Here is a 25074-nt window from a genome sequence, read left to right on the forward strand (position 1 = left end):
CAGGTAATAGGAAATAATGAAAACTTCCATTCGTATATAAGGATGGAAGTTTCACTTTAATAGTAGAAATGAGGAGAGATGATGGGGAAGGTTTATATCGTTGGTGCAGGTCCTGGTGATCCAGATTTAATTACTGTGAAAGGGTTGAAATGTATTGAGAAGGCAGACGTTATTTTATACGACCGTCTCGTGAATAAAGAGTTACTTTCATACGCAAAGCCTGAAGCAGATTTAATTTATTGCGGAAAACTACCAAATTATCACACGATGAAGCAAGAGACGATTAACACGTTTCTTATTAAATATGCGAAAAAGGGAAAAGTTGTAACGAGGCTTAAGGGCGGCGATCCATTTGTATTTGGTAGAGGAGGCGAAGAAGCTGAAGCGTTAGCAAAGCAAGGTGTACCATTTGAAATCGTTCCTGGTATTTCAGCTGGAATAGCTGCTCCTGCTTATGCTGGCATTCCAGTGACACATCGTGATGCAAGTGCAAGTTTTGCTATTGTGACAGGGCATAGGAAAGAAGGTGTTGAAGAAGAAGTGAAGTGGGAACATTTAGCGAAAGGTGTAGAGACTTTAGCTGTATATATGGGGGTTAGCAATTTACCCTACATATGTGAACAACTGATGAAGCATGGAAAAGACAAAAGTACATCTGCGGCTATTATTGAGCGGGGAACGACATCAATGCAGCGCACAGTTGTTGGGACGTTAGGAACAATTGTAGATGTTGCGAAAAAAGAACAAATTCAAAATCCGAGCATGATTGTAATTGGAGAAGTGGTCCGTTTTAGAGAAAAAATCCATTGGTTTGAGAAACAGACAGAAAGTACGTATCAAGTAAGCGGAGTGTTATAAAATGAAAGCCATCTTATATATATGTCATGGAAGTCGTTTGAAAGCAGCTAAAGAAGAAGCGGTTGCATTTATTACGTCATGCATGAACCGTGTAGAGGCAAGTATTCAAGAAGTTTGTTTTTTAGAGTTAGCGAGTCCAACGATTGATGAAGGGTTCCGTACATGTGTGAAGCGTGGTGCTACAGAGATTATTGTTATTCCAGTTTTTTTATTAGCGGCAGGTCATGTGAAAAAAGATATACCGTTTGAATTGGAAAAGTTAAATAATCAATTTTCGAATGTTAAAGTGACCTACGGTAACCCGTTTGGTGTATCAGAAACACTTGTTAAATCGGTGTATAGCGGAAGTGGCATTGAACAGGAAGATAAGGATGAAGTAACGCTACTTCTCGTTGCAAGAGGGAGTAGTGATCCTGACGTATTAAGAGATATAAACTGGATCGCTTCTTTATTTCAACATGAAGAGAAAATTAAAAAAGTAGAGGTTTGTTATTTAGCGGCTGCCGAGCCAAAATTTGAGGAGAAGTTAAAGGAAGTTGTTGAACGAAAAGAAAAGAATATCGTTGTATTGCCTTACTTATTATTTACAGGTTTACTTATGAAACATATTGAAAAAGAAGTGCGCCAATATGAGTCGGATGAGATAAAAATAAGTCCGTATTTAGGAAAAAATGAAGCGTTTCAATATATGTTAATTCAGAAAACGAAGAAATTATTGAAGGGAGATCAATATGTATCCACTTACAGTGCGAGTTGAGAAGAAACGTGTTGTTGTCATTGGTGGAGGAAAAGTCGCGGGATTTAAAATTATTCCTTTACTAAAACAAGGTGCGGATATAATTGTGATAAGTCCTGAATTGGATGCGAATTTAGTGAAACTAGTGGAAGAAAAGCAAATTCGTTGGTATCAAAGGGAGTATGAAAAAAGTGATATTCAAGGTGCTTTTTTAGTTGTTGCAGCGAGTAGTGATGCCGTATTAAATGAACAAATTGCTGAAGATAGCACAGAAAATCAATTAGTAAATGTTATTACGAACCCGGAAAGTGGCAATGTTCATTTTCCGGCGGCGATTCATCGTGGATTACTGAATGTGGCTGTTTCTACTGGAGGAGCAAGTCCGAAATTGGCAAAAAAAATCCGTGATGATCTCGCAAATAAATATGATGAGGCGTATGAATCGTATCTTGATTTTTTATACGAAGTTAGAATAAAAGTGAAAGAATTACAAATAGAGAAAAGAGAGAGAAATACATTGTTGCAAGAAGTATTAAAGTCGATATATGTTCAAAATGAACAAAAAAGAAAATTGTTTTTACAAGAATTAGAGAGAAGAGTTCATATAGGATAATGAATAAATTGTACTTTACAACTATAAAAATATAATTTATAATCACAAGTAACTTCAATAAATGAAATCGATGAGCAAGAAGAGTATGTATATTTGATACGTTCAGAGAGCTGGGGTAAGGTGGGAGCCCGGTACGATAAAATATACAGAATGGGCTTGCGAGAGGTATGTTGAACATTGTAGTAGGCAACCCGGGTTCCGCCGTTAAAAGGATAGAGTATCGGAGTTTTCCTGTACTTGAACAAGTGGGATTTATCAATCCAATTGAGGTGGTACCACGGTATTTACATTACATATATCGTCCTCTACATGCATATTTGCGTGTAGGGGACTTTTTTATTTTCTAAAGGAGGTGTGCGAGTATGAAATGAAAGTGTATAATTAATAAAAGTTTAAATATTCAGAAAAGGAGAATTTATGATGAAAGAAACACAGCAATGGACGTCGAAAATAGGCTTTGTACTCGCAGCAGCCGGAGCCGCAGTAGGTCTTGGTGCCATATGGAAATTTCCATATGTTGCAGGTAATGGTGGGGGAGGCGCATTCTTCCTTGTATTTTTACTATTAACTTTATTTATAGGTATGCCTTTACTATTAGCGGAGTTTGTTATTGGACGTAGCACTCAAAAAGAGGCGGTTACAGCTTATAAAGTACTAGTACCAAATAGTAAAGTATATCCTTGGATTGGTCGTATGGGAGTTGTAACTTGTTTTAGTGTACTCTCTTTCTATAGTGTTGTAGGTGGATGGATTTTACTGTATTTATACTATAGTGTTACAGGAAGCTTCTGGAATGGTGTTGTTGATTATGGAAAATTATTTGGTGAAACGATTTCAAATCCAGTAAGTGCGATTGGAGCGCAATTTATCTTTATGCTTTGTACTATTTTTGTAGTAAGTAAAGGTGTAGAGAAGGGAATAGAAAAGGCAAGTAAGTATATGATGCCGCTATTATTTATTTTGTTTATTGCAATCATAGTTCGTGCTTTAACACTTGATGGTGCTTTTGCTGGGGTAGAGTTCTTCTTGAAACCAGATTTTTCAAAGCTGACAGCAGATACGATTTTATACGCGATGGGACAATCGTTCTTCTCACTAACAGTAGGTGCCTCAGTAATGGTCACGTATAGTTCGTACTTGAAGAAAGAAGAACATTTAGCTAAATCAGCAACATCTATTGTAAGTTTAACGGTTTTTGTTACAGTACTTGCAGGATTAGCAATTTTCCCGGCGATTTTCGCATTAGGCGTTAAGCCGACTGAAGGACCAGGACTACTGTTTATCGTCCTTCCGGCAGTATTTGCGAAAATACCATTTGGACAATTTTTCTTCATTATGTTTTTAGTTTTATTCTTCTTTGCAACGTTAACATCTGCTATTTCCATGCTTGAGATTGTAGTAGCATCTGTTGCGAAAGATAATGAGAAAAAGCGTCCGTCAGCATCATTATTAATTGGTATTCTTATTTTTGCAGTTGGAATCCCGTCAGCATTATCGTTTGGAATTATGAGTGATGTGAAAATATTTGGTAAGACATTCTTTGATTTCGTCGATTTTTCGGTAAGTAATGTATTGCTGCCACTCGGAGTACTAGCCATTTCGCTATTCGTACCAAATAAAATGAGTAAAGAGATGTTAATGAAAGAATTAGAAGTTACGGAAACGAAAGGTAAAACATTATTTAATATTTGGTTCTTCTTGCTTCGTTATGTTATTCCAGTAACTGTAATTATTGTATTTTTAAATGCGATAGGCGTATTTAAAATGTTTGCATAATAAAAAGACGGAGATTTCTCCGTCTTTTTATTATGTTGTAGGTGTATTTAATAAACGATTATATGCTTTATAGGCTGTGACGACTGCGATAAATGATCCGATTAAAAATAATGCTGAGCCGCCAAATGTAAATAGCCGGCCGATGTAAGTTTCTCTAGCCTCTTCTATTTTTTGTTGTAATTGTGTATTCACATGATTCACCCCGTAAAATATAGGCGTTTAGTTGTAGTCTATGTGGAATGCCTATATTGTGTGAAGGGTATAGAAAAAACTCGGTGTGCACCGAGTTTTTTTCTATAATCCGATATAAGGAGATGGATCAACTGCATTTGTCTTGCCGACATTCCATTCTCCAAGGTGAAGTTCGAAGTGTAAATGTTGTCCGTATGATTGGCCAGTGTTCCCCATAAATCCAAGTTGAGTGCCTTGTTTTACGGTTTGTCCATTTGATACAGAACGGCTACTCATATGAGCATATACTGTCGTATATGTTTTTCCGTTTATACGGTGAGATAAATACACAACGTTTCCGTAACTAGATGATAATTCCGAGCGGATAACAACGCCGTCAGCGGCGGCAATAATTGGAACGGTTCCTGAAGCTGCGATATCGATTCCTTTATGGTTATCTATAGAGCGCACACCAAAGCCAGAAGTTTTTGATCCAGCTGCTGGCTTAATAAATCCGCCAATATTTGTATCGTGTGGTGTTGGAGCTGCTTGAGCTGTTTGAGCAGATGTAGTAGCTTGTTTACGAGCTTCTTCTGCCTTGCGAGCTTCCTCAGCTTTACGAGCCTCTTCGGCACGCTTTTCTTCTTCAATTGCTTTTTGAACAGCTTGACGCTGATTTTCTAGAATACCTTTGGATTCTTCTAACCCTTCAATCTCTGAATCTACTTTTGCTACTTTCGTATGTAGATCGCTAATAAATGTTTGCTGTTGTTGTTGATTCGTTTGCAACTCTTGTTGTTTTTGAACTAATTTCTGTTCAGCGTCTTTTAGTTGTTGCTCTTTTTTCTCAACAGCCTCTTTTTCTTTCGTCACAGCATTTTGATCAGTTGTTTGTTTTTTCACAATATCAGTATCGTTGTTTAAAATTAAACTTACAGAGTACATATTATCAACAAGATCAGCAATGTTTGTAGAAGTTGTTATTACCTCTGTAATGATATTTGTACGAGGTTTTTCTTGCATAGATTGTAAACGTTGCTTAATAACTTCCTGACGCGTATCTATGTTTGTTTGTAATTGCTCTATATGTTTCTTTTTTTCAGTAATTACTTGTTGTGTTTTGTTAATTTCTTTTTTTGTATCGTTTAATTCAGCTTCGTTTTTATTAATAGAAGTAGTTAAGTCGTCAATTTTCTTTTGTAATTCTTGAATTTCTTTTTCTATTTGTTCTTTCTCAGCTGATTTATTTTGTAAGTCATTTTGTTTTCCTTCTAATTCAGATTGAATATTAGATAATTTATCTTGATTCGTTTCAGCGTATACGGGTGAAAGTAGTGGAGAAACAAAAATCGTTCCTACTGCTAAAACACTAAACGCCGCAAATTTCTTTTTCATAGTTGTCTGGCTCCTTTCCCTATGAATGTTATATATCATAAGAAGAAGAGTGTCTATCGTTGTAACCATAATGTAAAGAAAATTTTATAAAATTGCTAAGTTTTGTCGGAAATTATCATTTTTTAATGATAATTGTCATGTTGGATGCGCTTTTTTATTCGTTCAACAAGGATGTATTTTTTGAATTTTGTTGTAAAATAAAGGAAAAATATATTTGTTTTATATAGTAAAATAGTAGACAGGAATCCAATGAAACACTGATAAGGAATCGTTCTCATGTGAGGTTTTCTGACATGGGTTTTGTTTTTGTCAAGAAAATTATTTGCATTCGGGCAAAGTTATTTTGTTGTCAGATTTTAAATTTTGATTTATGATTTTTAACAGGGACAAAATGTAGTGAATTGTCGAATAATATGTAATACTCTTAATTTCGAGTTTTATAGAGATAGAATGAGAGATAGAGTGACACATCGAAGAGGGGGTTACAACAAATATGAAAAGAATAGGACTTGCATGGCAAATATTAATAGGACTTGCGCTTGGTATTGCAGTTGGGGCGATTTTCTTTGGCAATCCGGCAGTGGTGAGTTACTTACAACCAATTGGTGATATTTTCATCCGATTAATTAAAATGATCGTTGTACCGATTGTTGTAGCAAGTATTGTTGTTGGGGTTGCTGGTGTTGGCGATGTTAAAAAATTAGGTCGACTAGGCGGAAAAACAATTCTTTATTTTGAAATTATTACAACAATTGCAATTATTGTCGGTCTATTGATTGCGAATATTTTCCAACCTGGAAAAGGCGTAAATATGGAGCAGTTAACAAAGACAGATATTTCGAAATATACACATACGACAGAGCAAGTGCAAAGTCATTCATTTGCAGATACATTTGTAAATATTGTTCCAACGAACATTATGAAGTCATTAGCTGACGGAGATATGCTTGCTATTATCTTCTTCTCTGTACTATTTGGTTTAGGTGTAGCAGCAATTGGTGAAAGAGGAAGACCGGTTCTTCAATTTTTCCAAGGTGTAGCTGATGCAATGTTTTACGTAACGAACCAGGTTATGAAATTTGCACCATTTGGTGTGTTTGCGCTAATTGGAGTTACAGTTTCTACATTTGGTCTCGCTTCATTAATTCCATTAGGGAAATTATTAATTGTAGTATACGGAGCAATGATTTTCTTCGTTGTAGTCGTATTAGGACTTACAGCGAAAATATTTGGAATTAACATTTTCCAATTCTTTAAGATTTTAAAAGACGAGCTGATTTTAGCATATTCTACAGCTAGTTCAGAAACAGTTTTACCGAAAATCATGGAGAAAATGGAGAAGTTCGGTTGTCCGAAAGCAATTACATCTTTCGTTATTCCGACAGGTTATTCATTTAACTTAGATGGATCAACTTTATATCAAGCAATTGCGGCTATTTTCTTAGCGCAAATGTACGGTATTGATTTATCTATTACACAACAAATTACATTATTACTTGTATTGATGGTAACATCAAAAGGTATCGCAGGCGTACCGGGCGTATCATTCGTTGTATTATTAGCGACACTTGGTACAGTAGGTATTCCACCTGAAGGTTTAGCATTCATCGCTGGTATTGACCGTATTTTAGATATGGCTCGTACAGCAGTTAACGTTGTAGGTAACTCTTTAGCAGCTGTAGTTATGTCTAAGTGGGAAGGTCAGTATGACGCTGAAAAAGGACAAGCCTACTTGAAAGAAATTTCTAATAAGCAAGCAGCTTAATTATAATTTGAACAAGCTCTCACATAATATGTGGGGGCTTTTCTATATAGAAGGGGAGCGGACGTAATGAAACGTAAATATGGTGACGGTTCTTCGTGGAAGCGACTAATAGAGAAGAATTATACGGTTAAGCAAGTAGAAGAAGGAATGCTAGGAATATTAGAAATAAAAAAGGTAAGAGAACCTAGTTGTAAAGAATATGATGGTAAAGAACTTTGTATCGCAGGGAATCAATATACGTGGATTCAATATTTCATAGACGGGAAAAACTTTGCGATTACAGCTATGTTAGATGATCAGAAAAAATTAGTGCAATATTATATCGATGTGGCGAAAGAATATAAAATTGACGACCGTGGTTTACCGTATTTTGATGATTTATATTTAGATGTAGTGTTATTACCGAACGGTAAAATGTATATATTGGATGAAGATGAGCTAGAGGATGCTTATAAAAGTGGCGATGTTACAAAAGAAGAGTATGAGTTAGCTTGGTACACTACGAAATGGATAATAGATGCAATAAAAAATAATGAATATTATTGGATTTCAATATTGGAAGAAGAAATCAAAAAGTTAAAATGATTGTTGTATTCAAATTTTTGCATAATTACCAAAAAAATCTATACAAAAAATAATTGACTTTTGTTTTGTAAGCGAGTAAAGTTAGGGAAGAAATTATTATTAAAAAATAAATATGAAACCTTCTTATAAAGAGAGGCGGAGGGACTGGCCCTACGATGCCTCGGCAGCGGACTCGATTTCAGAGTGCTGTGCCAAATCCAGCAAGCATGTGCTTGAAAGATGAGAAGAGTGTTTCTTATAGATGTATAAGACCTCTTCTCATTGGAAGAGGTCTTTTGTTATTCATTAGAAAAAGGTTGAAACTAGGGAGAGATGGTACTTTGAAAGAAACGAGAGGAAATGGTTTGGCTTTATTACCGCTTGGGATATTTTTGGCGCTATTTATTGGTTCTGGAATTATTACAGGTGATTTCTATAAATTGCCGATACTTGTAGCAATTTCAATTGCTGTAGGGGTCGCTTTAGCAATGAATCGTAAAGAAAGCTTTAATGTAAAAGTAGAACGATTTGCTAAAGGTGCAGGGAACCCAGATATTATGATTATGGTTCAAATTTTTGTGCTTGCAGGAGCATTTTCTGAAACGGCAAAAGGGATGGGCGGCGTTGATTCTACAGTTAACCTAGCGTTATCAATTTTACCGCAAGGGTTTATCGTAGCTGGAATTTTTGTTATAGGGGCATTTATTTCATTAGCGATGGGAACTTCAATGGGAACGATTGCTGCATTAGCACCGATTGCTGTAGGTATTAGTGGGCAAACTGATATCTCAATTGCACTTACGATGGCTACCGTTGTTGGCGGAGCGATGTTTGGTGATAATTTATCATTTATTTCAGATACAACAATCGCAGCTGTACGTTCGCAAGGAACAGAAATGAAAGATAAGTTTAAAACGAACTTTTTAATTGTATTACCAGCGGCTATTATTACAATTGTACTATTAGTAATCATTACTTTAGGAAGCGATACGCAGATTAAAGCGCATAGCTTTGACTGGATAAAGATTTTACCGTATGCAGGAGTACTTATTACAGCATTGCTTGGTTGGAATGTACTTATTGTGTTAACTGGTGGAACTGTACTATCTGGCGTTATCGGTCTTTTAGATGGAAGTTACACGTTAGAGAGTTTCTTTAAAAGTGTAACGTCTGGAATGGGCGGTATGATGGAGTTAGTATTACTTGCTATTTTAATTGGTGGTATGGTCGAACTGATTCAATATAACGGTGGCATTCAATATTTAATGAATCTTTTAACGCGTAACATTCGTTCGAAAAAAGGAGCAGAGTTCGGTATTGCTGGCTTAGTGAGTCTGACGAATATGTGTACAGCGAATAATACGATTTCTATTATCTTTACAGGTCCGCTTGCGAAAAACATTGCAGATCAATATGAAATTGACCCTCGTAAATCAGCGAGTGTATTAGATCTTTTCTCATGCTGTGTGCAAGGATTAATTCCGTATGGTGCGCAAATGTTAACGGCAGCAGGATTTGCGGCGTTATCTCCGATTGAATTGTTACCATATGCGTTTTATCCAATCTTAGTTGGAGTATGTGGAATCATTTCTATATTAATTGGTTTCCCGAGGTTTTCTAAAGTAGCGGGAAAGAAAGAGTATCACAAAACAGCATAATTTAAAATGAAGTTTATGAATCGTAACGAAAGCCGTACAGAGAATGTTCTCTGTACGGCTTTTTATGTGCAATAAAAGAGTGAATCATCCTATCCTACCGCATATTTTTACAAAAGGCTGAATGCAACTCAGTCTTAAGTCTGAGTCGAAAACGGTTCTTAAGCTCGTTATGGAAAAGTGAAAAAATAGTTAAGATAAGAGTATCAAATCGAAGGGAGGCAAGCACAAGATGAAACAATTTCTAGCGTTTATCGCGGCCGCTATTTTGGCTTTAATTGCTCTTGGTAGTCTTGCTGGTATTGTAGGATTCGCAATCGGAGCAGGAGTTGTGTACTGGAGCTATAAATCATTTGTGCGAGCACAATCATTTTTTGGAAAGTTAGCTTGGGGTATTGTAGGTTTGATCGGCTTGTCCATCGCACTTTCGCACTCCCCAGCATTAATCGGTATCGCAGCATTAGTAGTTTTATACTACGGATACCGTGAGTGGAAAAAAGAAAAAAATGTAGTTGTTGATTCTGCACCAGAAAGTTCTAAACCATATAGCAACTTTGAAGATGAGTGGAACAAGTTAATGAAAAACTAATAAAAAACTAATAAAAAATTAATAAAAACCAAATCAAATTGATAAAGTAGAAGAGAGGAAGATTATAATGAAACAATCTTTATTCGGACGTGTACGCGATGCAATTTTAGCAGATTTTCATAATGTGTTAGATGAGAAAGAAAGAAAGAATCCAATCGCGATGTTAAACCAATATTTACGCGATAGTGAGCGTGAAATAATAAAAATTGAGAAGTTAATTGAGCGCCACAAAACATTAAAATCTAATTTCGCTCGTGAGCTTGAGCAAGCACGTTATTTCGTTAATAAAAGATCAAAGCAAGCGATCGTCGCTCAAGAAGCAGGCGAATTACAACTACATGAGCGTGCGTTAGAAGAAGTAGCGTATTATGAAGGGCAAGTAACTCGATTAGAAGAAATGTATGCAGGTGTTGTAGATCAAATTGATGAGTTAGAGCGTCGTCTTGCTGAGATGAAAAATAAATTAAAAGAAATGCATGCAAAACGTATGGAATTAATGGCACGTGAAAATATGGCACATGCAAATCGTCGTATGAATACAGCGATGCATAAAATGGATGAAAATAATCCGTTCTTACGCTTTGAAGAAATTGAAGATCATATTCGCGACTTAGAATCTCGTATAAATGAGGAGCATGAACGTGACACATTTGATATGAAGATTGCAAAGCTTGAGCGTGAAATGAAAGAGAAGAATGATGTATCGTTAACGAAAGAGTTAACAAAATAATAGTAGTATATTATAAAACAGGCTTATGATATAGTGATAGGAGAAAAGGTGTTGGAAAGCAATGCCTTTTCTTCTATGTATATGTGACAAGAAGGGGGGAGCTGAAATGAAGAAGCATTTTTCAAAAACACAATTAATGGGGATGCTCCTCATCATATTTGGATTCGGTCTTTTTCTTGATATGATACTTGGACATTTTGAACCAGGTGGTCTCATTTTTGCATTTATTATGCTTATGTTTGGAAGGCATTATCGTAAGAAGAATCGTTACGTACGGGGAAATGTATTTTTATTTGTTGGTGGTATCGTATTTCTATTCTTCTTATTTTCATCAGCAGCATTTGTTCTTGTCGTATTTGCTTGTTTAGCTTTAGTTGGTTATCAACTGATTCAACAAGGACATCAGCAAAAAGCAATGAAGGTTGAAATTAAAGAAAAAGGGATTATAGACGAAGAGAAGCAAATATATCGCACAGAACCATATTTAAAAAATATGTTTGTAGGGAATATACGAATGATGGATCATATTTATGAACTTGAGGATATTAATGTTCAATATGGTGCTTGTGATGTGGAAATAGATTTAACAACTGCTATGATCCCAGAAGGGGAGACGGTAATTGTTATTCGAGGTGTCGTTGGTAATATTCGTTTATATGTGCCATATGATATTGAACTGTCTTTAAATCATTCTGTTATTGTTGGACGTGTGATCCTGCCAGGTCATGAAGAGACAGGGTTTAACCGCAATGTTACATTTAGAACAGAGCAGTATAAAGAAGCTCCTCGTCGTATTAAAATTATTTCTTCGCTTGTCGTAGGCGATACGGAAGTGAGGAAAGTATAATGAAGAAACAAAAAAATATTTCGTGGATGTATATTCGTTATTCTATGTTGTCTTCTGTTAGTATCGCACTCATTTGTACAATTGTATACGTATGGAAAAGCGAGCAACAAGTGTATGATTTATTATGGAAGGAATCCATCGCTTCTGTTCCAATTGGCTTGTTTATTATGACTACAAGTTTACTTATCGGGGGAATTGTAGGATATGCAATCGGTTACTATATAGAGCAGCGTATACAAGGGTTAAATACTTTTCTATTTGAAGTGGAGCGAGGGAATTTTCCGAGCGATGTTTCGTTTACTGCAGATGATGAATTTCATGAAGTAGAACGAAAAGTAATCGGTCTTGCTCGTCGATTAGAGGAGCAAGCTGGACTCTTTCAAAAAGTAACGAATGAACGAGCTCATTGGAATGAAGAGATGAGACAAGAAGCGATATCCCAAGAAAGGCATCGATTGGCGAGGGAGCTGCATGATTCTGTAAGTCAGCAGCTTTTTGCAATGTCGATGATGATGTCGGCTATTAATGAACAAGTAGCTGAAATTCCAGAAACGACAAAAAAGCAGTTGCAGCTCGTTGAAAATATGGTTGTAAATGCACAATCAGAAATGAGAGCATTGCTTCTTCATTTACGGCCTGTACAATTAGAAGGTAAGAAACTGACACAAGGTATAGAGGAATTATTAACGGAATTATCGCGAAAGCAACATATGAAAATTGAATGGCTAATCGAGCCAATAGAATTGAAAAAAGGTGTAGAAGATCATTTATTTCGTATTGTGCAAGAAGCTTTATCCAATACTTTACGACATGCGAAAGCGAAGAAAACGGAAGTACGTCTTCGGAAAATTGATCAATATGCAATTCTAAAAATTATTGATGATGGCGTTGGATTTGAAGTCGGAGTGAATAAGGCTGGTTCATATGGTTTAAGATCAATGCAAGAGCGTGTTCATGAGATTGGTGGGACATTAAAAGTACTTAGTTTCCCGGCTAAAGGGACACAAATAGAAGTAAAAGTACCGATTATGATTGAGAGAGGGGGAGAATCATGATAAAAGTGTTACTTGTCGATGATCATGAAATGGTTCGAATGGGTGTATCAGCATATTTATCAACGCAGCCAGATATAGAAGTAGTTGGAGAAGCTGAAAATGGAAGAAAAGGTTCAGAGTTAGCACTGCAATTAAGACCAGATATTATTTTGATGGATCTTGTCATGGACGAGATGGATGGGGTTGAAGCAACACGTGCTATTATTCAGGAATGGCCAGAAGCGAAAATTGTAGTTGTAACGAGCTTTTTAGATGATGAGAAATTGTACCCTGTTATTGAGGCTGGAGCGACAAGTTATTTATTAAAAACATCAAGAGCAAGTGATATAGCAGACGCTGTACGAGCTACTTATGATGGAGAAACGGTATTAGAGCCAAAAGTTACTGGTAAAATGATGTCTCGTATGCGTCAGAAGAAAGAACAGCCTTTGCATGAGGAGTTAACAGAAAGAGAGTCTGAAATTTTGTTATTAATTGCAGAGGGGAAAAGTAATCAAGAGATTGCAGATGAATTGTTTATTGCCCTCAAAACAGTAAAGACACATGTGAGTAATATTTTAAATAAGCTAAATGTAAGTGACCGGACACAGGCGGTTATTTATGCGTTTAGACATCAATTGACGAAATGATAAAATGAAACTTTAATCAGTGGGGGCTATCCCACTGATTATTAGTTAACGCCAAATCTTTTTATTGACGTTAATAAATGTAAGCGTTATCATTAAGTTGTTAACAGTACATACAAAGGGGAGAGAGTGTATGTTAGTTCAAACGATATTTGGCATGGATAAGTCTAAAAAATTAGGGGATTATGTGAACGCATTACAAGCGCTTTGTGAACAATATAATGTTGAAACAGATAAAATTGCAATTGTTGAGGCGACAGAAGAGTACTATTTATTTTTAGTAAAGCAAGAAGATTGCTACGATGTTGTCAAAGTAGAAACAGTGGATACAAATATCGAATATTATACGAAAGCGTATAAAATAAGCAGTTTTAATCATACTGCTTATCAAAAGTAAAAAAACTCCCTTTCGGGAGTTTTTTAGGATGCTTTTACTTCGCGGGAATCGGTTATTAAGGGAACTTTTTTCGCACCGCTTAACTTAGCGATTGTAAGGCCGATAATAGCCCCGGCTAATGCTGGTATTAACCAGCCTATTCCTTCCTTATATAAAGGGATAAATTCAAAGTATGGTGTGATAAATGAAACTGAAATACCACCTTGCTTTAATCCATCAAATACGCTTACGATTGCTGCTCCAATTAAAGCACCTACATAAACAGAGCGATATCCACCGAAATATTTATGAAGTAATGATAGGAGAACGAGTACAATTGCAATTGGATATACAACAAGTAGAATTGGAACAGAGATGGCAATAATTTTCGTTAAACCTAAGTTGGCAACTAATAATCCTAACGCACAAATGATAATCGCGAACATTTTGTATGAAAATGTAGTCAATAATGTTGAGAAATATTGACTACACGCAGATACAAGTCCAACACAAGTCGTTAGACAAGCGAGTGTAACGATTAGAGATAATAGAAGTAAACCGTATGGACCGAATAATTGCTGTACGATAACAGTAAGTAATTGTCCGCCATTTTGTGCATATCCGAGCGAGACGCTAGTTGCACCGAGCCAGCCAAGTGCACCATATACAAGTACGAGACCAGTAGCGGCAATAAGTCCTGCTTTCGCTGTTGCGATAGCAATGGATTTACGATCTTTCACACCTTTAGAGCGAATGGCATTTACAACGATAATTCCAAATGCAAGCGCAGAAATGGTATCCATCGTTAAGTATCCTTCCATAAAGCCTTTGAAGATTGGAGAAGTTTGATACTCTTGCATTGCTGGTCCTGATTGCCCGAGTGGTGTAAATACACTTTTAACAAATAGTAAGAAAATAGAGAGTAATAAAATAGGTGTTAAAATATTTCCGATGCGATCGACAAGTTTAGATGGATTTAAACTAAGCCAAAATACGATAGCGAAGAAGATGACCGTGTATAAAAATAGAGCTAGGTTACTAGAGCGAATTGTTTCCGGTAAGAAAGAACTAACACCCATTTCATAAGCGACATTTGCAACGCGTGGAATTCCCATAGAAGGACCGATTGCGATGTATACAACTACAGTAAAGAAAATTCCGAATAATGGGTGAACATGACTTGCAAGTTGTTGCATACCGTTTCCTGATAAAGAAATTGCAATAACAGTTAATAATGGTAAACCGACTCCTGTTAGTAAAAATCCAATCATTGCCGGCCAAAAGTTTTCACCTGCATTTTGTCCAAGCATGGGAGGGAAAATTAAATTACCTGCCCCAAAAAATAAAGAAAATAGCATAAGACCCGTGAAAAAAATATGTTTTTTTGATACAGTGTTCATTGTTTTTCCTCCTTTTTTAAATTCATTTGTAAGAACACAAAAAACTCGTCCCTAAAGAAAGGGACGAGTTATATTTACCCGCGATACCACCCTAATTTATACATGTAGAAATGAGTCTATATGTATACGGCTTTACAACGTACAACATGATACGTGTTCCTTGTAACGGGGGACAGCCGGTAAGAACTTACTGTGACATTCGGTTCTACTTCTCGGAGATGATTTTCGGCTACGCACTGAACGTTGGCTTTCAGCAAATCGCCAACTCTCTGGGGGACAGTCCTATAACGTACTCGTTCTCGTCAATGAATTTTTATTCAAGTATTCTGAAAGTATTGTCACATGTTTTTTTTTGAAAGTCAATATTTTTTTGAAAGATATATGTATATACGGAAATATTGAATGTGATATTCGTTGATGTAAAGGGAATGGTGGATTGTAAAACGGGAGTGAAAATTTGTAGAGAATTGTAAAATTTGTAGAGAAAGTTGATATTTATAGGAGTAAAGAAGGTATTGTTTGAATTTACAGAGAATAATACAACAATCCACTTGCTGGAAAGAACAAACCAAAAGAGGTGACTGAAATGCTTGCGATGGGAGTATTATTTGGCATTATTGCTATAATTGGTTTTATGTGGTTATATTATTCGCGTTCGTTTAAACAAGCAGAAGTTTTACTCTTTCAAAAAGGTAGTTTGTTGACAAATCAGTCTAGATATTTAGTATGTCCGAAGTGTGGAAGTGCACAGGCCAGAAGTGGAGGCTATCAAGAGTGTTGCAAAATTAGATTATGAAAGAAGGAAGCCTCACATTATGTTGTGAGGCTTCCTTCCTTACAATTTCATGGCGCTCCAAATTGTCCACCGATCTCTTTCGATAATAGGAGAGATGCTTTGTAGTGCGGTCTGGACTTGTTGTAGAAGTTGAGAAAGTTCATGATCTGTTAATTCATATAGAATGGATCGACCTGTTCGAGGTGATAAATCTTGTAGCAATGCTTCTACAGAATCATGTATTTTTCGTACTTCCCATTGTGTTTGAGAGGGGAACACGTGAAGAAAATGTTTTTGTAATTCTTGCTGTATCGTGGTGGTTTTTGGCCGCCTTTTTGATTCTATTTCAATGAGTTTTGGAAAGATAGAGAAAAAATATCCACGAATGTGTTCGGGGCTTCCAGGAATTGTACAATCTTCAATGGTTCGGTCTTGTACAATAAGTACACCGTTTTTCTTTAATATACGAGAAGCTTCACGTAGAAATGTAGGAATGTCTTGTAAATGATGAATCACTGCGCGCGAAATAACAATGTCGAATGTATCATTAGAATATGGGACGCTATGTGCATCACCGTGAATGAATGAAATATTTGGAAAGCCGCTACAATTTTCTTTTGCAGCTTGTAATATTTCTTTTGAAAAATCAAGTCCAATGACATTTTTTGCCCCCATAAGAGCAAGTTCTTTCGTATAAATCCCGCCACCACAGCCAATATCAATTATTTGTTTGTTTTGTATATTTGTAATACTTTTTATCATTTCTCCCCAAGAAATATGGGCGTTTCGCTGTGCGTATGTGTATTTATTATTTGCATCGTGAAAATTAATGGACATGAAAAAGACCTCCTTTCAATACTTAGTATAGCGTATTTTATAGTGTGTCACGTTTTTGTTTTTTATATGAAGAGTATAAGAATTTCTTATTGTAAGAGGAGGATTAAGTTGAAAAGGAAATATGTATTGTTGTTATTTGCTATGTTACTAGCATCTTGTGGTCAAGTAGAGCAAAAAAAAGAAACAAAAAAAGTGGAAGAGACGGTGAATGAAGTGAAAGAAACAATAGGGGCAACCGTTATACAAAAAAAACATAAAGAGAAAAAGTTACAGGAATCAGAAGCTAAGTTAGTAATAGACATTATAGATAAAGCGGAAAAACAAGAAGTAACAGGTAGTTTTGGTGAACCGGAATATGAAATACAAATTAATAGGGATGGAAAAAAAGAAACATATTATGCATGGCTAAGAGGAGAAGACAGACGAGGATGGGTACAATATAAGAAAGCTATGTATATGCTGAATAAAAAAGATACGGAAAAGCTTTTGGCTATATTTCCAAATGTTTCAGAACAAAAAGAAGATGAGATGCAGGTAGGTCCTTTAACGGAAATAACAAAAAAAGATTTGCAGATTACTGCGTTTCATATTAAAGCAGGCGATCAAAAAGTGAATTATACGGTGCGTTATACGATTTCACAATCACTATACAACAAGTTAGAGAAGGAACAAGAATATTATTTACAAGTCGTTTTCCCAGAAAAAGTTCAAAAATTAATTGGAGCAAAAGAGAGTGAAAAAATTTCAGGTGAAAAGGTAAAGGAAGGGTATAAACAATATGAATTGCATGCTACTGTGCAGGTAAAAGATGCTTCAGAATCACAATTAAAGTCATTAGAAACATATTATGAAAATTATGATTTGATAATATTAAATAGTAAAAAAGAAAAAATAGGTGTTTTTCAAAATATCATTCAAATTGTTAAAGAGTATGGTGAAAAAATGGATTTACAAAGATAAAATGAAACTTTAATTAGCCCTTACGGATCGGGATGAATGTAAAGTCTATATGACCTTTCCTAGGAAATGATAATAGAGAGGGGAAAACACCCCTCTCTATTATTTTGCTTTTGCAGATGGCTCATTCATTGATTTTCGTGTAATAAGAAAAGAAATCATAAGAGCGGAAAGGATGACAAGGGCAATAAATACGTGATTGGGCAACAAATCTAATAATAATACGTAACTAACAGTATAAAAAATAAGAGTTGAAGCTAAAAACGATAGAGCGCCTATTATGAGAGATTGTAAATTCATTTGCAAACACCTCCTTATATTTATATTTTTGGCTAAAAATGGATTAAATAAACATTATTTCTAACGATAGAAAAAAATATGTCATAATAGAGAAAAGAATAGTTTTGATGAATGAATATGATTCATTAATGAGAGATAAAGGAGAGAAATATGAAAAATAATAAAAAAGGATTATGGGGAATTATAGTTGCAATAGGGCTATTTTTACTCTCTAAGTTAAAGTGGGTATTTGCAATTTTTAAATTAGCAAAGTTTTCAACGGTATTTAGTATGTTTATATCACTTGGTGCATACGCAGTTATATATGGTTGGAAATTTGGGGTAGCGCTCATTTATTTATTGTTTATTCATGAAATGGGCCATTTATGGGCTGCGAAAAGAAAGGGGATACCAACATCGCCAGCAATATTTATTCCGTTTATGGGTGCTCTTATTGGGATGAAAGAGATGCCAAAAAATGCAAAAGATGAAGCTTATATCGCCTATATGGGACCTCTTTTCGGATTGTTGTCATATTTACCTGCGATTCCACTTTATATAATAACGAAAGAGCCATTTTGGGCATTAATTATTTTACTTGGAAGTATGATTAACTTCTTTAACTTGATTCCGGTTTCTCCATTAGATGGTGGACGAATTATCTCAGTTGTAAGTACAAAGATTTGGGGAGCGGGTCTTATTGTATTGCTCGGTTATTCCATTTACTTTAAAAGTATTTTGGGAGGATTTATTTTTATTATCGGCTGTATGGAATTATATAGAGTAATAAAGAGAGATGAGCCAATTAAGGAATTAGGATATAGAATTGATGGAATGAAAGAATATGTTGCAAGGCTTGAAGAAGAGTTAAAAGAAACAGGTGCGGTGCATCGAAATATATATATGATGCAACATGAAATAAATATATTAAGGCAAAAAGAAAGAGAGAAAGAATTAAAAGTAGGAGAACTTCAAAAGATTGAAGTGTTAGAGCATCTTTTACCAAAGTTTGAGCCGCTTGATTACGTTCCATATGAAGATGAAAAAGAAACGCATACAATTCATATAAGAGAAGCATTTGAAATGTCAGAAAGAAAATTACAGGAATGGGAGACAGAAAAGAGACAACAGGAAAACTATTATAAAGTTGATATGAAAACAAAATGGACAGTCTTTGCTTGTTATATCGGATTAATGGCTATACTCGGTTACACAGCTTATGAAGGGTACATTGTTTTACAAGAACATTTACCAACGAGAAATGTATAGAAAAATATTGTCGAAATGATAGGAAGAATTTATACAGGAATTATATTTCTACGAGAGAATGTTACAAGTATAGTTATACATTGTAATATCTTTAGTAGAGAAGGAGTTCTGTATATGAAGAAATTGTTAATTGTATTCGGGAGTATTATCGTAATGATCATTGCGAGCTATAGTCTTATGAAATTGCTATTACATTATGCGAATAAGCCTGCTGAGGTAAGTACAATAGCTCAAATAGAAGATGTGCAAGAAGAGACAAAAGTGCTAGATTTTATTCGTATGACGCATGAAAGTTATAATAATTTCTTAAATTACGGTAAAGCAGAGAATTATACAGAAGGGGACTGGAACCAATTTAAACAATGGTTTCAACAACAAGAATCGTCTTTAAAAAATATACATACAGAAATAAAGAATGAAAAAATAAAACGTGATGTAAATAGAAGCTATGAAATTGTAAAAAAAGGTGTGGAACTTCAAAATATTGAGTATGTAGTTTATGCACATCGTGTATACCATGACTTAGATATTATTGTAAATAAATATAGAGGTGAAACGAACATCTGGGGGTATACAGAGTTTGGAGAGGGGAAAGATATAAGGGTAATTGAACAAGCTATACAGTCCAAATAATAAGCTAGCTAGAATTCTAGTTGGCTTATTTTCTTTTGTAAGTGCAATGTTCATATATTATTCACAAAAACACCGTGTTAATAGTGATTAAAATCACAATATGTACTATACAATTCAGTTAAACTAAAAACAGTTAAGGAAATAGAGGAGTGGGATACAATGTTAAGTGCAAAAACAATTGAAATCGTAAAGTCAACAGTACCATTATTACAAGAAAAAGGCGTTGAAATTACAACGAGATTTTATCAAATTTTATTTTCGGAACATCCGGAGTTATTGAATATTTTCAACCATACAAATCAGAAAAAGGGAAGACAACAACAAGCGCTAGCGAATGCTGTTTATGCAGCTGCAACGTATATTGATAATTTAGAAGCTATTATTCCAGTTGTAAAACAAATTGGTCATAAGCATAGAAGTTTAGGTATTAAAGCAGAGCATTACCCGATTGTAGGTACATGTTTACTACGTGCAATTAAAGAGGTCGCAGGTGCACCTGATGAAGTTTTAAATGCATGGGGAGAAGCTTATGGTGTCATTGCTGATGCATTCATTAGCATTGAAGCAGAGATGTATGAAGAAGCGGCACATAAAGAAGGTGGATGGAAAGATTTCCGTAACTTTGTGGTTGTTAAAAAAGTGAAGGAAAGCGACGTTATTACATCATTTTATTTAAAACCTGAAGATGGAGGGCAAGTTTCTTCATTCATCCCAGGACAATATGTAACGATTCAAATAAACATAGAAGGTGAAACGTATACACATAATCGTCAATATAGTTTATCAGATGCTCCTGGAAAAGAATATTATCGTATTAGTGTAAAGAAAGAAAAAGGTGTAGATACACCGGACGGTAAAGTATCTAACTACTTACACGATCATGTAGAAGAAGGGGATATGTTACCAGTAAGTGCACCAGCAGGAGATTTCGTATTAAATATGGATTCAACATTACCAGTTGTGCTAATTAGTGGTGGAGTAGGTATTACACCAATGATGAGTATGCTAAATACGTTAATTGAACAAAACTCAAAACGTAATGTATGTTTTGTTCATGCAGCGATAAATAGTAATACACATGCAATGAAAGAACACGTTGAGGCAGTAGATAATGAATACGAACAAGTTAAAGCGTACACTTGCTATTCTGCACCAACTGAAAAAGACTTGGAAATGAAGAACTTTGATAAAGAAGGTTTCATTGAAGCTGAATGGTTACAAACTATTATTCCGACAACTGAAGCAGAATTTTATTTTTGTGGTCCCGTACCATTTATGAAGCATATAAATGCTGCACTAACTAATTTAGGTGTGGAACAAGAGCATATTCATTATGAATTTTTCGGTCCAGCAGCAAGCTTACAATAGATGAAGTTTGAAATAAGTAAAAAAACGAGGTATTATTTTACCTCGTTTTTTATTTGTTCTCGTAACAGCCGATTTACCGTTTCACGGCGTATACCTATGAGTTGACCGATTTCAGTTTGTGTTAATATTTCATATATAGGAATGTCACCTAAATATAGTGTGAACCATTCTTGTAAACGATGTAGACGTTCTTTCGGAGAGACGGTTGTCAATTGATCGATACGCTGTTGCATCATTCTTAATTTTGATTGTAGTTGCATAGCAATATTTGCATATGATGCAGGATTTGCCTGAAGCTGATCGTACCATTCATTACTAATTATAGGTTCAACTTCTGTTTTCATTAAAGCGATTGCTGTACCGTGATATTCCTTCGGTGAAATTAAAGAATGGTGAGGTATCGTTTCACCTGGAACGATAATGTTGAATAGAAATGGTGTTCCATCTTCTTCTATCCGTACTACTTTTAATAAACCTGTTTTTATAAAATATAAAGGACCGTCCTCGCCTTGACGGAATAGTACATCTCCTTTGTGTAGAATCAATGTTAGCCCCCCATTTAAACATTTCTATTTCTTCTATTTTAGCGTATATGTATAAAGACAATATGCTTTTAAATAGCAATTTCATTGACGAAATATATGCTATTACAGTAGTATACTATTTAGTGTGTAATAGTACTAGCAATGAATACGCTGTAGGGGGTTTAGTATATTGTTAGATGCGATAAAAATGACGGATATGAGAATTCCGGCGAATGCTATCATTCATGTAGAAGAGATGAAAGGTGGAGTCGTGTTATCCGTTGAAGTAGACGGCCAAATTATTTATACGATGGCTTATGATGAAGAAACAGATAGTTATGCTGAATTATATGATCGAAACGATAAGAGGGCGTGCCAAGTACATGAGGATTTTATGGGATGGTCACTTCTTCACTAAAAAAGATGTCAATATGACATCTTTTTTTATTAAAACGATAGAATATACAAAGAAATGAAATATAAGGATAAAATTTGTAATAAATGATTTTGCATTGTTAGCACTTTGTAACTGCAAGTGAATTATTTTTTCGCTATCATAAAGATAAACAGTCGCAGTTATAGGAGTGGTCAACTTGAAGAAAGTACATATTTCCAATTATATGTTATTATGTGTTTGTTTAATTTTATTTGTTCTCTTAGGAGGATTTTTATATTCATGTGTATAAGAAAAACGCATCCTAAAAAGAACGCGTTATAAAAAAGAAGTGATGATTAATCTAGTTCCGAGAATAATTAATGTGATACGTAATAAATTAATTACGGCATTACCACTTAATTTTGTATTAATATAAGCCCCGATTTTTCCGCCAATCCATGCACCAGGAATAAGAATTAATGCGTAAACCCAGCTGACATTTCCAAGGGAGATGTGAGTTGCAGAACTTACAATTGCTGATAAAAATACGATAAACATCGAAGTTGCTACAGCAATATGTGCTGGGAATGCAAAAAGTAGCATCATTGCTGGAACAAGTAAGGCACCGCCGCCAATTCCAAATAATCCAGATATAAAACCAACTATAAAGGCGATAAAGATAGCGAGAAGCGGTGGGAATTGATAGTGTACAGTGTTTCCTTCGTTATCTGTAAAAGAACGCTTAATTACCGTCATATTGGATAAAGAAAGGGGGTTTAATTTGTCTCGTAACATAAGAAGAATGGAGACAAAAATAAGGAAAATCCCAAAATATAAAGAAAATGTATCTTGGTTTAAAAATTTGTTTGCCCACGAGCCGATGATACCACCAGGGCCACTCCCGATAAATAAAATAAGTCCACTTTTGTAATCTACTCGTTTATGCTTCATATAAGTAAGGGTGGAAGATAGTCCTGTAAAAACGACTGTTACCATTGAAGTTCCTACTGCAAGTTGTGGTGATAGACTGTGTAATCCAATTAATAACGGAACAATAATAATTCCGCCACCAAGCCCGACTAGACTCCCGACTGTCCCGGCGATTAACCCGATGAAAAGTAACATGATGTATTCCAAAATTTCCAACTCCTCTATATAACTTATCCACCAATTATTATACACGCTTTTTAATAAGAAAAAGGTTTGTTCACAAAAAAGTCGTCTTCCTAGAAAAATAAGGAAGACGACTTTTAATTAAAAGATTAAGTGTAATAAAGCGTAAAATAATGCAGCTAACGAAGCTGAAATAGGAAGTGTAATAACCCATGTAATTAACATACGTTTTGCAGTTCCCCATTTTACACCTTTCACACGATGTGAAGCACCAACCCCTAAAATAGAAGAAGAGATAACGTGCGTTGTACTAACCGGTAAGTGAATGAATGTTGCGCCGAAAATAACAAGTGATGATGATAAATCAGCAGCTACACCATTTACAGGACGAATTTTCATAATTTGTCCACCGACAGTTTTAATAATTTTCCATCCGCCGACAGAAGTACCAAGACCCATTGCGATTGCACAACATAATTGTACCCAGAACGGGATGTCGTCAGAAGTATGATAGTTATTGGCCATAAGAGCCATCGTAATGATTCCCATTGCTTTTTGTGCATCATTCGTACCATGTGTATAAGCTTGTAATGCTGCAGTGAAGATCTGGAATATACGGAAGTTTTTGTTCGTTTTCGTTAAATTAAAGTTTTTAAAGACTACTTTAAAAATACTGTATACGATATAACCAATAACAAAAGCGATAATCGGTGAAATGATTAAAGCTTCAAGAATTTTTATGAACCCTTTAAGATTTAATGAGCTAATACCGGCAGCAGCGATAGCTGCACCTGCGATTGAGCCGATAATTGCATGCGAAGAACTACTTGGAATACCGTAGTACCAAGTAATTAAATTCCAAGCTATTGCCGCAAGTAAAGCAGCTAAAATTACAAGAGAACCATTTTGCAAGGCAAATGGATCAACGATATCTTTTGTAATCGTTTTTGCTACACCTGTAAATGTCATCGCACCTAAAAAGTTCATAATAGCTGCCATAATAATTGCATGTCTAGGCTTTAGAGCTTTCGTTGAAACAGCCGTTGCAATAGCGTTTGCTGTATCGTGAAATCCATTGATAAAGTCAAAAGCTAAAGCGCAAATGACTACTAAAACGGTCAGTATCAAGAGTGTATCCATGATCAAACTCCTTACGCGTTCTTCATAATAATTGTTTCTAATACGTTTGCAACGCTTTGGCAGCTATCCGCTACTTCTTCAAGCTCTTCGTAAATCTCTTTGTATTGAATAATCTTAATCGGATCTTTCTCACGAGAGAATAAGTGCTTAATCGCATGACGGCGAATATCATCACATTGTGATTCGTAATCCTTAATCTTAATCGCGTTCGTACGAATGTCGACTAACTTCTTTTTAGACAGTAGTTCAACAGAATTTGCAATCTCAATCGCACATTGATTAATTGCTTCAACGAATTTAATCATGTATTCATCAGCTTCTGTAATAGAATACATTTCGAATAGACCAGCACTATGATCTAATCCGTCTAATACATCATCCATACTCATTGCAAGTTGTAGGATGTCCTCACGTTCAATTGGAGTAATAAACGCTTTGTTTAGCTCCATAATGATTTCGTGAATAAATGAGTCACCTTTTGACTCATACTCTTTCATGCGCATAGAAAACTCTTTTAAATCGCTAGCATTTTTAATTTTATACTCCACGAAAAACTGCGCGCCTTCTTTTAAATTTTCGGAAACATTCATTAACATTTCAGAAAATTTATCTTTTTTTGATTTAAATACCATTATTAGTTACCCCCA

General features: G+C 35.3%; 28 protein-coding genes, 1 riboswitch and 2 other annotated features. Of the genes, 19 read left to right on the top strand and 9 right to left on the bottom strand.

Features of this window, described 5'->3' with window-relative positions:
• Positions 1 to 81: 81 nt before the first annotated feature.
• The 4 genes from cobA to NHG49_RS07295 all read left to right on the top strand — a co-directional run bounded on the left by cobA (position 82) and on the right by NHG49_RS07295 (position 3983).
• On the top strand, positions 82 to 858 hold the full coding sequence (cobA, locus tag NHG49_RS07280) for a uroporphyrinogen-III C-methyltransferase (RefSeq protein ID WP_000521275.1): 777 nt from the start codon (positions 82 to 84) through the stop codon (positions 856 to 858).
• 1 nt (position 859) lies between these two features.
• The gene (locus tag NHG49_RS07285; protein ID WP_000644371.1) at positions 860 to 1615 is read left to right on the top strand and encodes a sirohydrochlorin chelatase; all 756 of its coding nucleotides are present in this window, start codon (positions 860 to 862) and stop codon (positions 1613 to 1615) included.
• On the top strand, positions 1590 to 2207 hold the full coding sequence (locus NHG49_RS07290) for an NAD(P)-binding protein (RefSeq protein WP_064476657.1): 618 nt from the start codon (positions 1590 to 1592) through the stop codon (positions 2205 to 2207). The genes NHG49_RS07285 and NHG49_RS07290 overlap by 26 nt, the downstream gene beginning before the upstream one ends.
• A gap of 61 nt (positions 2208 to 2268) precedes the next feature.
• Positions 2269 to 2516, top strand: a binding site (T-box leader).
• Positions 2517 to 2627: 111 nt separating this feature from the next.
• Entirely contained in the window at positions 2628 to 3983 is a 1356-nt protein-coding gene (locus tag NHG49_RS07295) for a sodium-dependent transporter (RefSeq protein WP_064476656.1), read from the top strand.
• Between the two features lie 30 nt (positions 3984 to 4013).
• Here the strand turns inward: NHG49_RS07295 and NHG49_RS07300 are convergent, their stop codons facing one another.
• On the bottom strand, positions 4014 to 4175 hold the full coding sequence (locus tag NHG49_RS07300) for a hypothetical protein (protein WP_001096003.1): 162 nt from the start codon (positions 4173 to 4175) through the stop codon (positions 4014 to 4016).
• Positions 4176 to 4277: 102 nt separating this feature from the next.
• Entirely contained in the window at positions 4278 to 5549 is a 1272-nt protein-coding gene (locus NHG49_RS07305; RefSeq protein WP_064476655.1) for a murein hydrolase activator EnvC family protein, read from the bottom strand.
• A gap of 493 nt (positions 5550 to 6042) precedes the next feature.
• Here NHG49_RS07305 and gltP point away from each other — a divergent pair, with 493 nt between their 5' ends.
• From gltP to NHG49_RS07350, 9 genes are all read left to right on the top strand, one after another.
• The gene (gene gltP, locus NHG49_RS07310) at positions 6043 to 7314 is read left to right on the top strand and encodes a glutamate/aspartate:proton symporter GltP (RefSeq protein ID WP_064476654.1); all 1272 of its coding nucleotides are present in this window, start codon (positions 6043 to 6045) and stop codon (positions 7312 to 7314) included.
• Between the two features lie 66 nt (positions 7315 to 7380).
• Complete coding sequence (locus NHG49_RS07315; protein ID WP_098102141.1) at positions 7381 to 7899, top strand: ribonuclease FAU-1 family protein; 519 nt, start codon at positions 7381 to 7383, stop codon at positions 7897 to 7899.
• A gap of 120 nt (positions 7900 to 8019) precedes the next feature.
• A riboswitch (SAM riboswitch) is annotated at positions 8020 to 8125 on the top strand.
• Positions 8126 to 8219: 94 nt separating this feature from the next.
• A complete protein-coding gene (locus tag NHG49_RS07320; RefSeq protein WP_258125643.1) occupies positions 8220 to 9536 on the top strand; it encodes a Na+/H+ antiporter NhaC family protein in 1317 nt (438 codons plus the stop codon).
• Between the two features lie 229 nt (positions 9537 to 9765).
• Positions 9766 to 10122, top strand: a complete 357-nt coding sequence (locus tag NHG49_RS07325) for a lmo0954 family membrane protein (RefSeq protein ID WP_064476652.1) — start codon at positions 9766 to 9768, stop codon at positions 10120 to 10122.
• A gap of 67 nt (positions 10123 to 10189) precedes the next feature.
• The gene (locus NHG49_RS07330; protein WP_064476651.1) at positions 10190 to 10852 is read left to right on the top strand and encodes a PspA/IM30 family protein; all 663 of its coding nucleotides are present in this window, start codon (positions 10190 to 10192) and stop codon (positions 10850 to 10852) included.
• Between the two features lie 106 nt (positions 10853 to 10958).
• Entirely contained in the window at positions 10959 to 11699 is a 741-nt protein-coding gene (gene liaF / locus NHG49_RS07335) for a cell wall-active antibiotics response protein LiaF (RefSeq protein WP_064476650.1), read from the top strand.
• The gene (locus NHG49_RS07340) at positions 11699 to 12754 is read left to right on the top strand and encodes a sensor histidine kinase (RefSeq protein WP_064476649.1); all 1056 of its coding nucleotides are present in this window, start codon (positions 11699 to 11701) and stop codon (positions 12752 to 12754) included. Before liaF ends, NHG49_RS07340 begins: the two co-directional genes overlap by 1 nt.
• Positions 12751 to 13383, top strand: coding sequence for a response regulator (locus tag NHG49_RS07345; protein WP_000598709.1), 633 nt, complete (start codon positions 12751 to 12753; stop codon positions 13381 to 13383). The genes NHG49_RS07340 and NHG49_RS07345 overlap by 4 nt, the downstream gene beginning before the upstream one ends.
• Before the next feature lie 97 nt (positions 13384 to 13480).
• On the top strand, positions 13481 to 13777 hold the full coding sequence (locus NHG49_RS07350) for a DUF3922 domain-containing protein (protein ID WP_116329309.1): 297 nt from the start codon (positions 13481 to 13483) through the stop codon (positions 13775 to 13777).
• Between the two features lie 23 nt (positions 13778 to 13800).
• Here the strand turns inward: NHG49_RS07350 and brnQ3 are convergent, their stop codons facing one another.
• On the bottom strand, positions 13801 to 15156 hold the full coding sequence (gene brnQ3 / locus NHG49_RS07355) for a branched-chain amino acid transport system II carrier protein BrnQ3 (protein WP_064476648.1): 1356 nt from the start codon (positions 15154 to 15156) through the stop codon (positions 13801 to 13803).
• 56 nt (positions 15157 to 15212) lie between these two features.
• Positions 15213 to 15471, bottom strand: a binding site (T-box leader).
• 271 nt (positions 15472 to 15742) lie between these two features.
• Here brnQ3 and NHG49_RS07360 point away from each other — a divergent pair.
• The gene (locus NHG49_RS07360) at positions 15743 to 15952 is read left to right on the top strand and encodes a hypothetical protein (RefSeq protein ID WP_000880630.1); all 210 of its coding nucleotides are present in this window, start codon (positions 15743 to 15745) and stop codon (positions 15950 to 15952) included.
• Between the two features lie 39 nt (positions 15953 to 15991).
• Here the strand turns inward: NHG49_RS07360 and NHG49_RS07365 are convergent, their stop codons facing one another.
• Positions 15992 to 16768 (bottom strand): class I SAM-dependent methyltransferase, encoded by a 777-nt coding sequence (locus NHG49_RS07365; RefSeq protein WP_064476647.1) that lies wholly within the window; start codon positions 16766 to 16768, stop codon positions 15992 to 15994.
• Between the two features lie 108 nt (positions 16769 to 16876).
• On the opposite strand from NHG49_RS07365, the gene NHG49_RS07370 reads away from it, so the two are divergent.
• Positions 16877 to 17728: a YhfM domain-containing protein gene (locus NHG49_RS07370; protein ID WP_064476646.1), complete on the top strand. Its 852-nt coding sequence runs from the start codon at positions 16877 to 16879 to the stop codon at positions 17726 to 17728.
• Between the two features lie 99 nt (positions 17729 to 17827).
• On the opposite strand, the gene NHG49_RS07375 is transcribed toward NHG49_RS07370, so the two are convergent.
• Entirely contained in the window at positions 17828 to 18025 is a 198-nt protein-coding gene (locus tag NHG49_RS07375) for a hypothetical protein (protein WP_001053356.1), read from the bottom strand.
• 150 nt (positions 18026 to 18175) lie between these two features.
• Between NHG49_RS07375 and NHG49_RS07380 the strand changes: the two genes are divergently transcribed.
• The 3 genes from NHG49_RS07380 (at position 18176) to hmpA (ending at position 21274) form a co-directional block, all read left to right on the top strand.
• A complete protein-coding gene (locus NHG49_RS07380) occupies positions 18176 to 19273 on the top strand; it encodes a site-2 protease family protein (RefSeq protein WP_064476645.1) in 1098 nt (365 codons plus the stop codon).
• Positions 19274 to 19387: 114 nt separating this feature from the next.
• Positions 19388 to 19906 (top strand): hypothetical protein, encoded by a 519-nt coding sequence (locus NHG49_RS07385; RefSeq protein ID WP_064476644.1) that lies wholly within the window; start codon positions 19388 to 19390, stop codon positions 19904 to 19906.
• A gap of 159 nt (positions 19907 to 20065) precedes the next feature.
• Entirely contained in the window at positions 20066 to 21274 is a 1209-nt protein-coding gene (gene hmpA, locus NHG49_RS07390; protein WP_046955239.1) for an NO-inducible flavohemoprotein, read from the top strand.
• Positions 21275 to 21306: 32 nt separating this feature from the next.
• On the opposite strand, the gene NHG49_RS07395 is transcribed toward hmpA, so the two are convergent.
• A complete protein-coding gene (locus NHG49_RS07395; RefSeq protein ID WP_000600574.1) occupies positions 21307 to 21819 on the bottom strand; it encodes a Crp/Fnr family transcriptional regulator in 513 nt (170 codons plus the stop codon).
• Between the two features lie 169 nt (positions 21820 to 21988).
• On the opposite strand from NHG49_RS07395, the gene NHG49_RS07400 reads away from it, so the two are divergent.
• Complete coding sequence (locus NHG49_RS07400; RefSeq protein WP_000882907.1) at positions 21989 to 22216, top strand: hypothetical protein; 228 nt, start codon at positions 21989 to 21991, stop codon at positions 22214 to 22216.
• 294 nt (positions 22217 to 22510) lie between these two features.
• Here NHG49_RS07400 and NHG49_RS07405 read toward each other — a convergent pair whose 3' ends face one another.
• The 3 genes from NHG49_RS07405 to NHG49_RS07415 form a co-directional block, all read right to left on the bottom strand.
• A complete protein-coding gene (locus NHG49_RS07405; RefSeq protein WP_000455764.1) occupies positions 22511 to 23311 on the bottom strand; it encodes a sulfite exporter TauE/SafE family protein in 801 nt (266 codons plus the stop codon).
• A gap of 117 nt (positions 23312 to 23428) precedes the next feature.
• Positions 23429 to 24427, bottom strand: a complete 999-nt coding sequence (locus tag NHG49_RS07410; RefSeq protein WP_000380274.1) for an inorganic phosphate transporter — start codon at positions 24425 to 24427, stop codon at positions 23429 to 23431.
• A gap of 11 nt (positions 24428 to 24438) precedes the next feature.
• Positions 24439 to 25059 (bottom strand): DUF47 domain-containing protein, encoded by a 621-nt coding sequence (locus tag NHG49_RS07415; RefSeq protein ID WP_000231446.1) that lies wholly within the window; start codon positions 25057 to 25059, stop codon positions 24439 to 24441.
• Positions 25060 to 25074: the final 15 nt, after the last annotated feature.

Source organism: Bacillus sp. IBL03825 (assembly GCF_024712505.1).
Taxonomy (GTDB): domain Bacteria; phylum Bacillota; class Bacilli; order Bacillales; family Bacillaceae_G; genus Bacillus_A; species Bacillus_A wiedmannii.

Bases quoted from the DNA above. Each gene is read 5' to 3' on its own strand.
- gltP (WP_064476654.1), top strand. From the start codon at position 6,043: ATGAAAAGAATAGGACTTGCATGGCAAATATTAATAGGACTTGCGCTT.
- NHG49_RS07360 (WP_000880630.1), top strand. From the start codon at position 15,743: ATGCTTGCGATGGGAGTATTATTTGGCATTATTGCTATAATTGGTTTT.
- cobA (WP_000521275.1), top strand. From the start codon at position 82: ATGGGGAAGGTTTATATCGTTGGTGCAGGTCCTGGTGATCCAGATTTA.
- NHG49_RS07375 (WP_001053356.1), bottom strand. From the start codon at position 18,025: ATGAATTTACAATCTCTCATAATAGGCGCTCTATCGTTTTTAGCTTCA.
- NHG49_RS07330 (WP_064476651.1), top strand. From the start codon at position 10,190: ATGAAACAATCTTTATTCGGACGTGTACGCGATGCAATTTTAGCAGAT.
- NHG49_RS07295 (WP_064476656.1), top strand. From the start codon at position 2,628: ATGAAAGAAACACAGCAATGGACGTCGAAAATAGGCTTTGTACTCGCA.
- NHG49_RS07285 (WP_000644371.1), top strand. From the start codon at position 860: ATGAAAGCCATCTTATATATATGTCATGGAAGTCGTTTGAAAGCAGCT.
- NHG49_RS07385 (WP_064476644.1), top strand. From the start codon at position 19,388: ATGAAGAAATTGTTAATTGTATTCGGGAGTATTATCGTAATGATCATT.
- NHG49_RS07345 (WP_000598709.1), top strand. From the start codon at position 12,751: ATGATAAAAGTGTTACTTGTCGATGATCATGAAATGGTTCGAATGGGT.
- hmpA (WP_046955239.1), top strand. From the start codon at position 20,066: ATGTTAAGTGCAAAAACAATTGAAATCGTAAAGTCAACAGTACCATTA.
- NHG49_RS07415 (WP_000231446.1), bottom strand. From the start codon at position 25,059: ATGGTATTTAAATCAAAAAAAGATAAATTTTCTGAAATGTTAATGAAT.
- NHG49_RS07290 (WP_064476657.1), top strand. From the start codon at position 1,590: ATGTATCCACTTACAGTGCGAGTTGAGAAGAAACGTGTTGTTGTCATT.
- NHG49_RS07365 (WP_064476647.1), bottom strand. From the start codon at position 16,768: ATGTCCATTAATTTTCACGATGCAAATAATAAATACACATACGCACAG.
- NHG49_RS07305 (WP_064476655.1), bottom strand. From the start codon at position 5,549: ATGAAAAAGAAATTTGCGGCGTTTAGTGTTTTAGCAGTAGGAACGATT.
- NHG49_RS07325 (WP_064476652.1), top strand. From the start codon at position 9,766: ATGAAACAATTTCTAGCGTTTATCGCGGCCGCTATTTTGGCTTTAATT.
- NHG49_RS07340 (WP_064476649.1), top strand. From the start codon at position 11,699: ATGAAGAAACAAAAAAATATTTCGTGGATGTATATTCGTTATTCTATG.
- NHG49_RS07315 (WP_098102141.1), top strand. From the start codon at position 7,381: ATGAAACGTAAATATGGTGACGGTTCTTCGTGGAAGCGACTAATAGAG.
- NHG49_RS07410 (WP_000380274.1), bottom strand. From the start codon at position 24,427: ATGGATACACTCTTGATACTGACCGTTTTAGTAGTCATTTGCGCTTTA.
- brnQ3 (WP_064476648.1), bottom strand. From the start codon at position 15,156: ATGAACACTGTATCAAAAAAACATATTTTTTTCACGGGTCTTATGCTA.
- liaF (WP_064476650.1), top strand. From the start codon at position 10,959: ATGAAGAAGCATTTTTCAAAAACACAATTAATGGGGATGCTCCTCATC.
- NHG49_RS07380 (WP_064476645.1), top strand. From the start codon at position 18,176: ATGAAAAATAATAAAAAAGGATTATGGGGAATTATAGTTGCAATAGGG.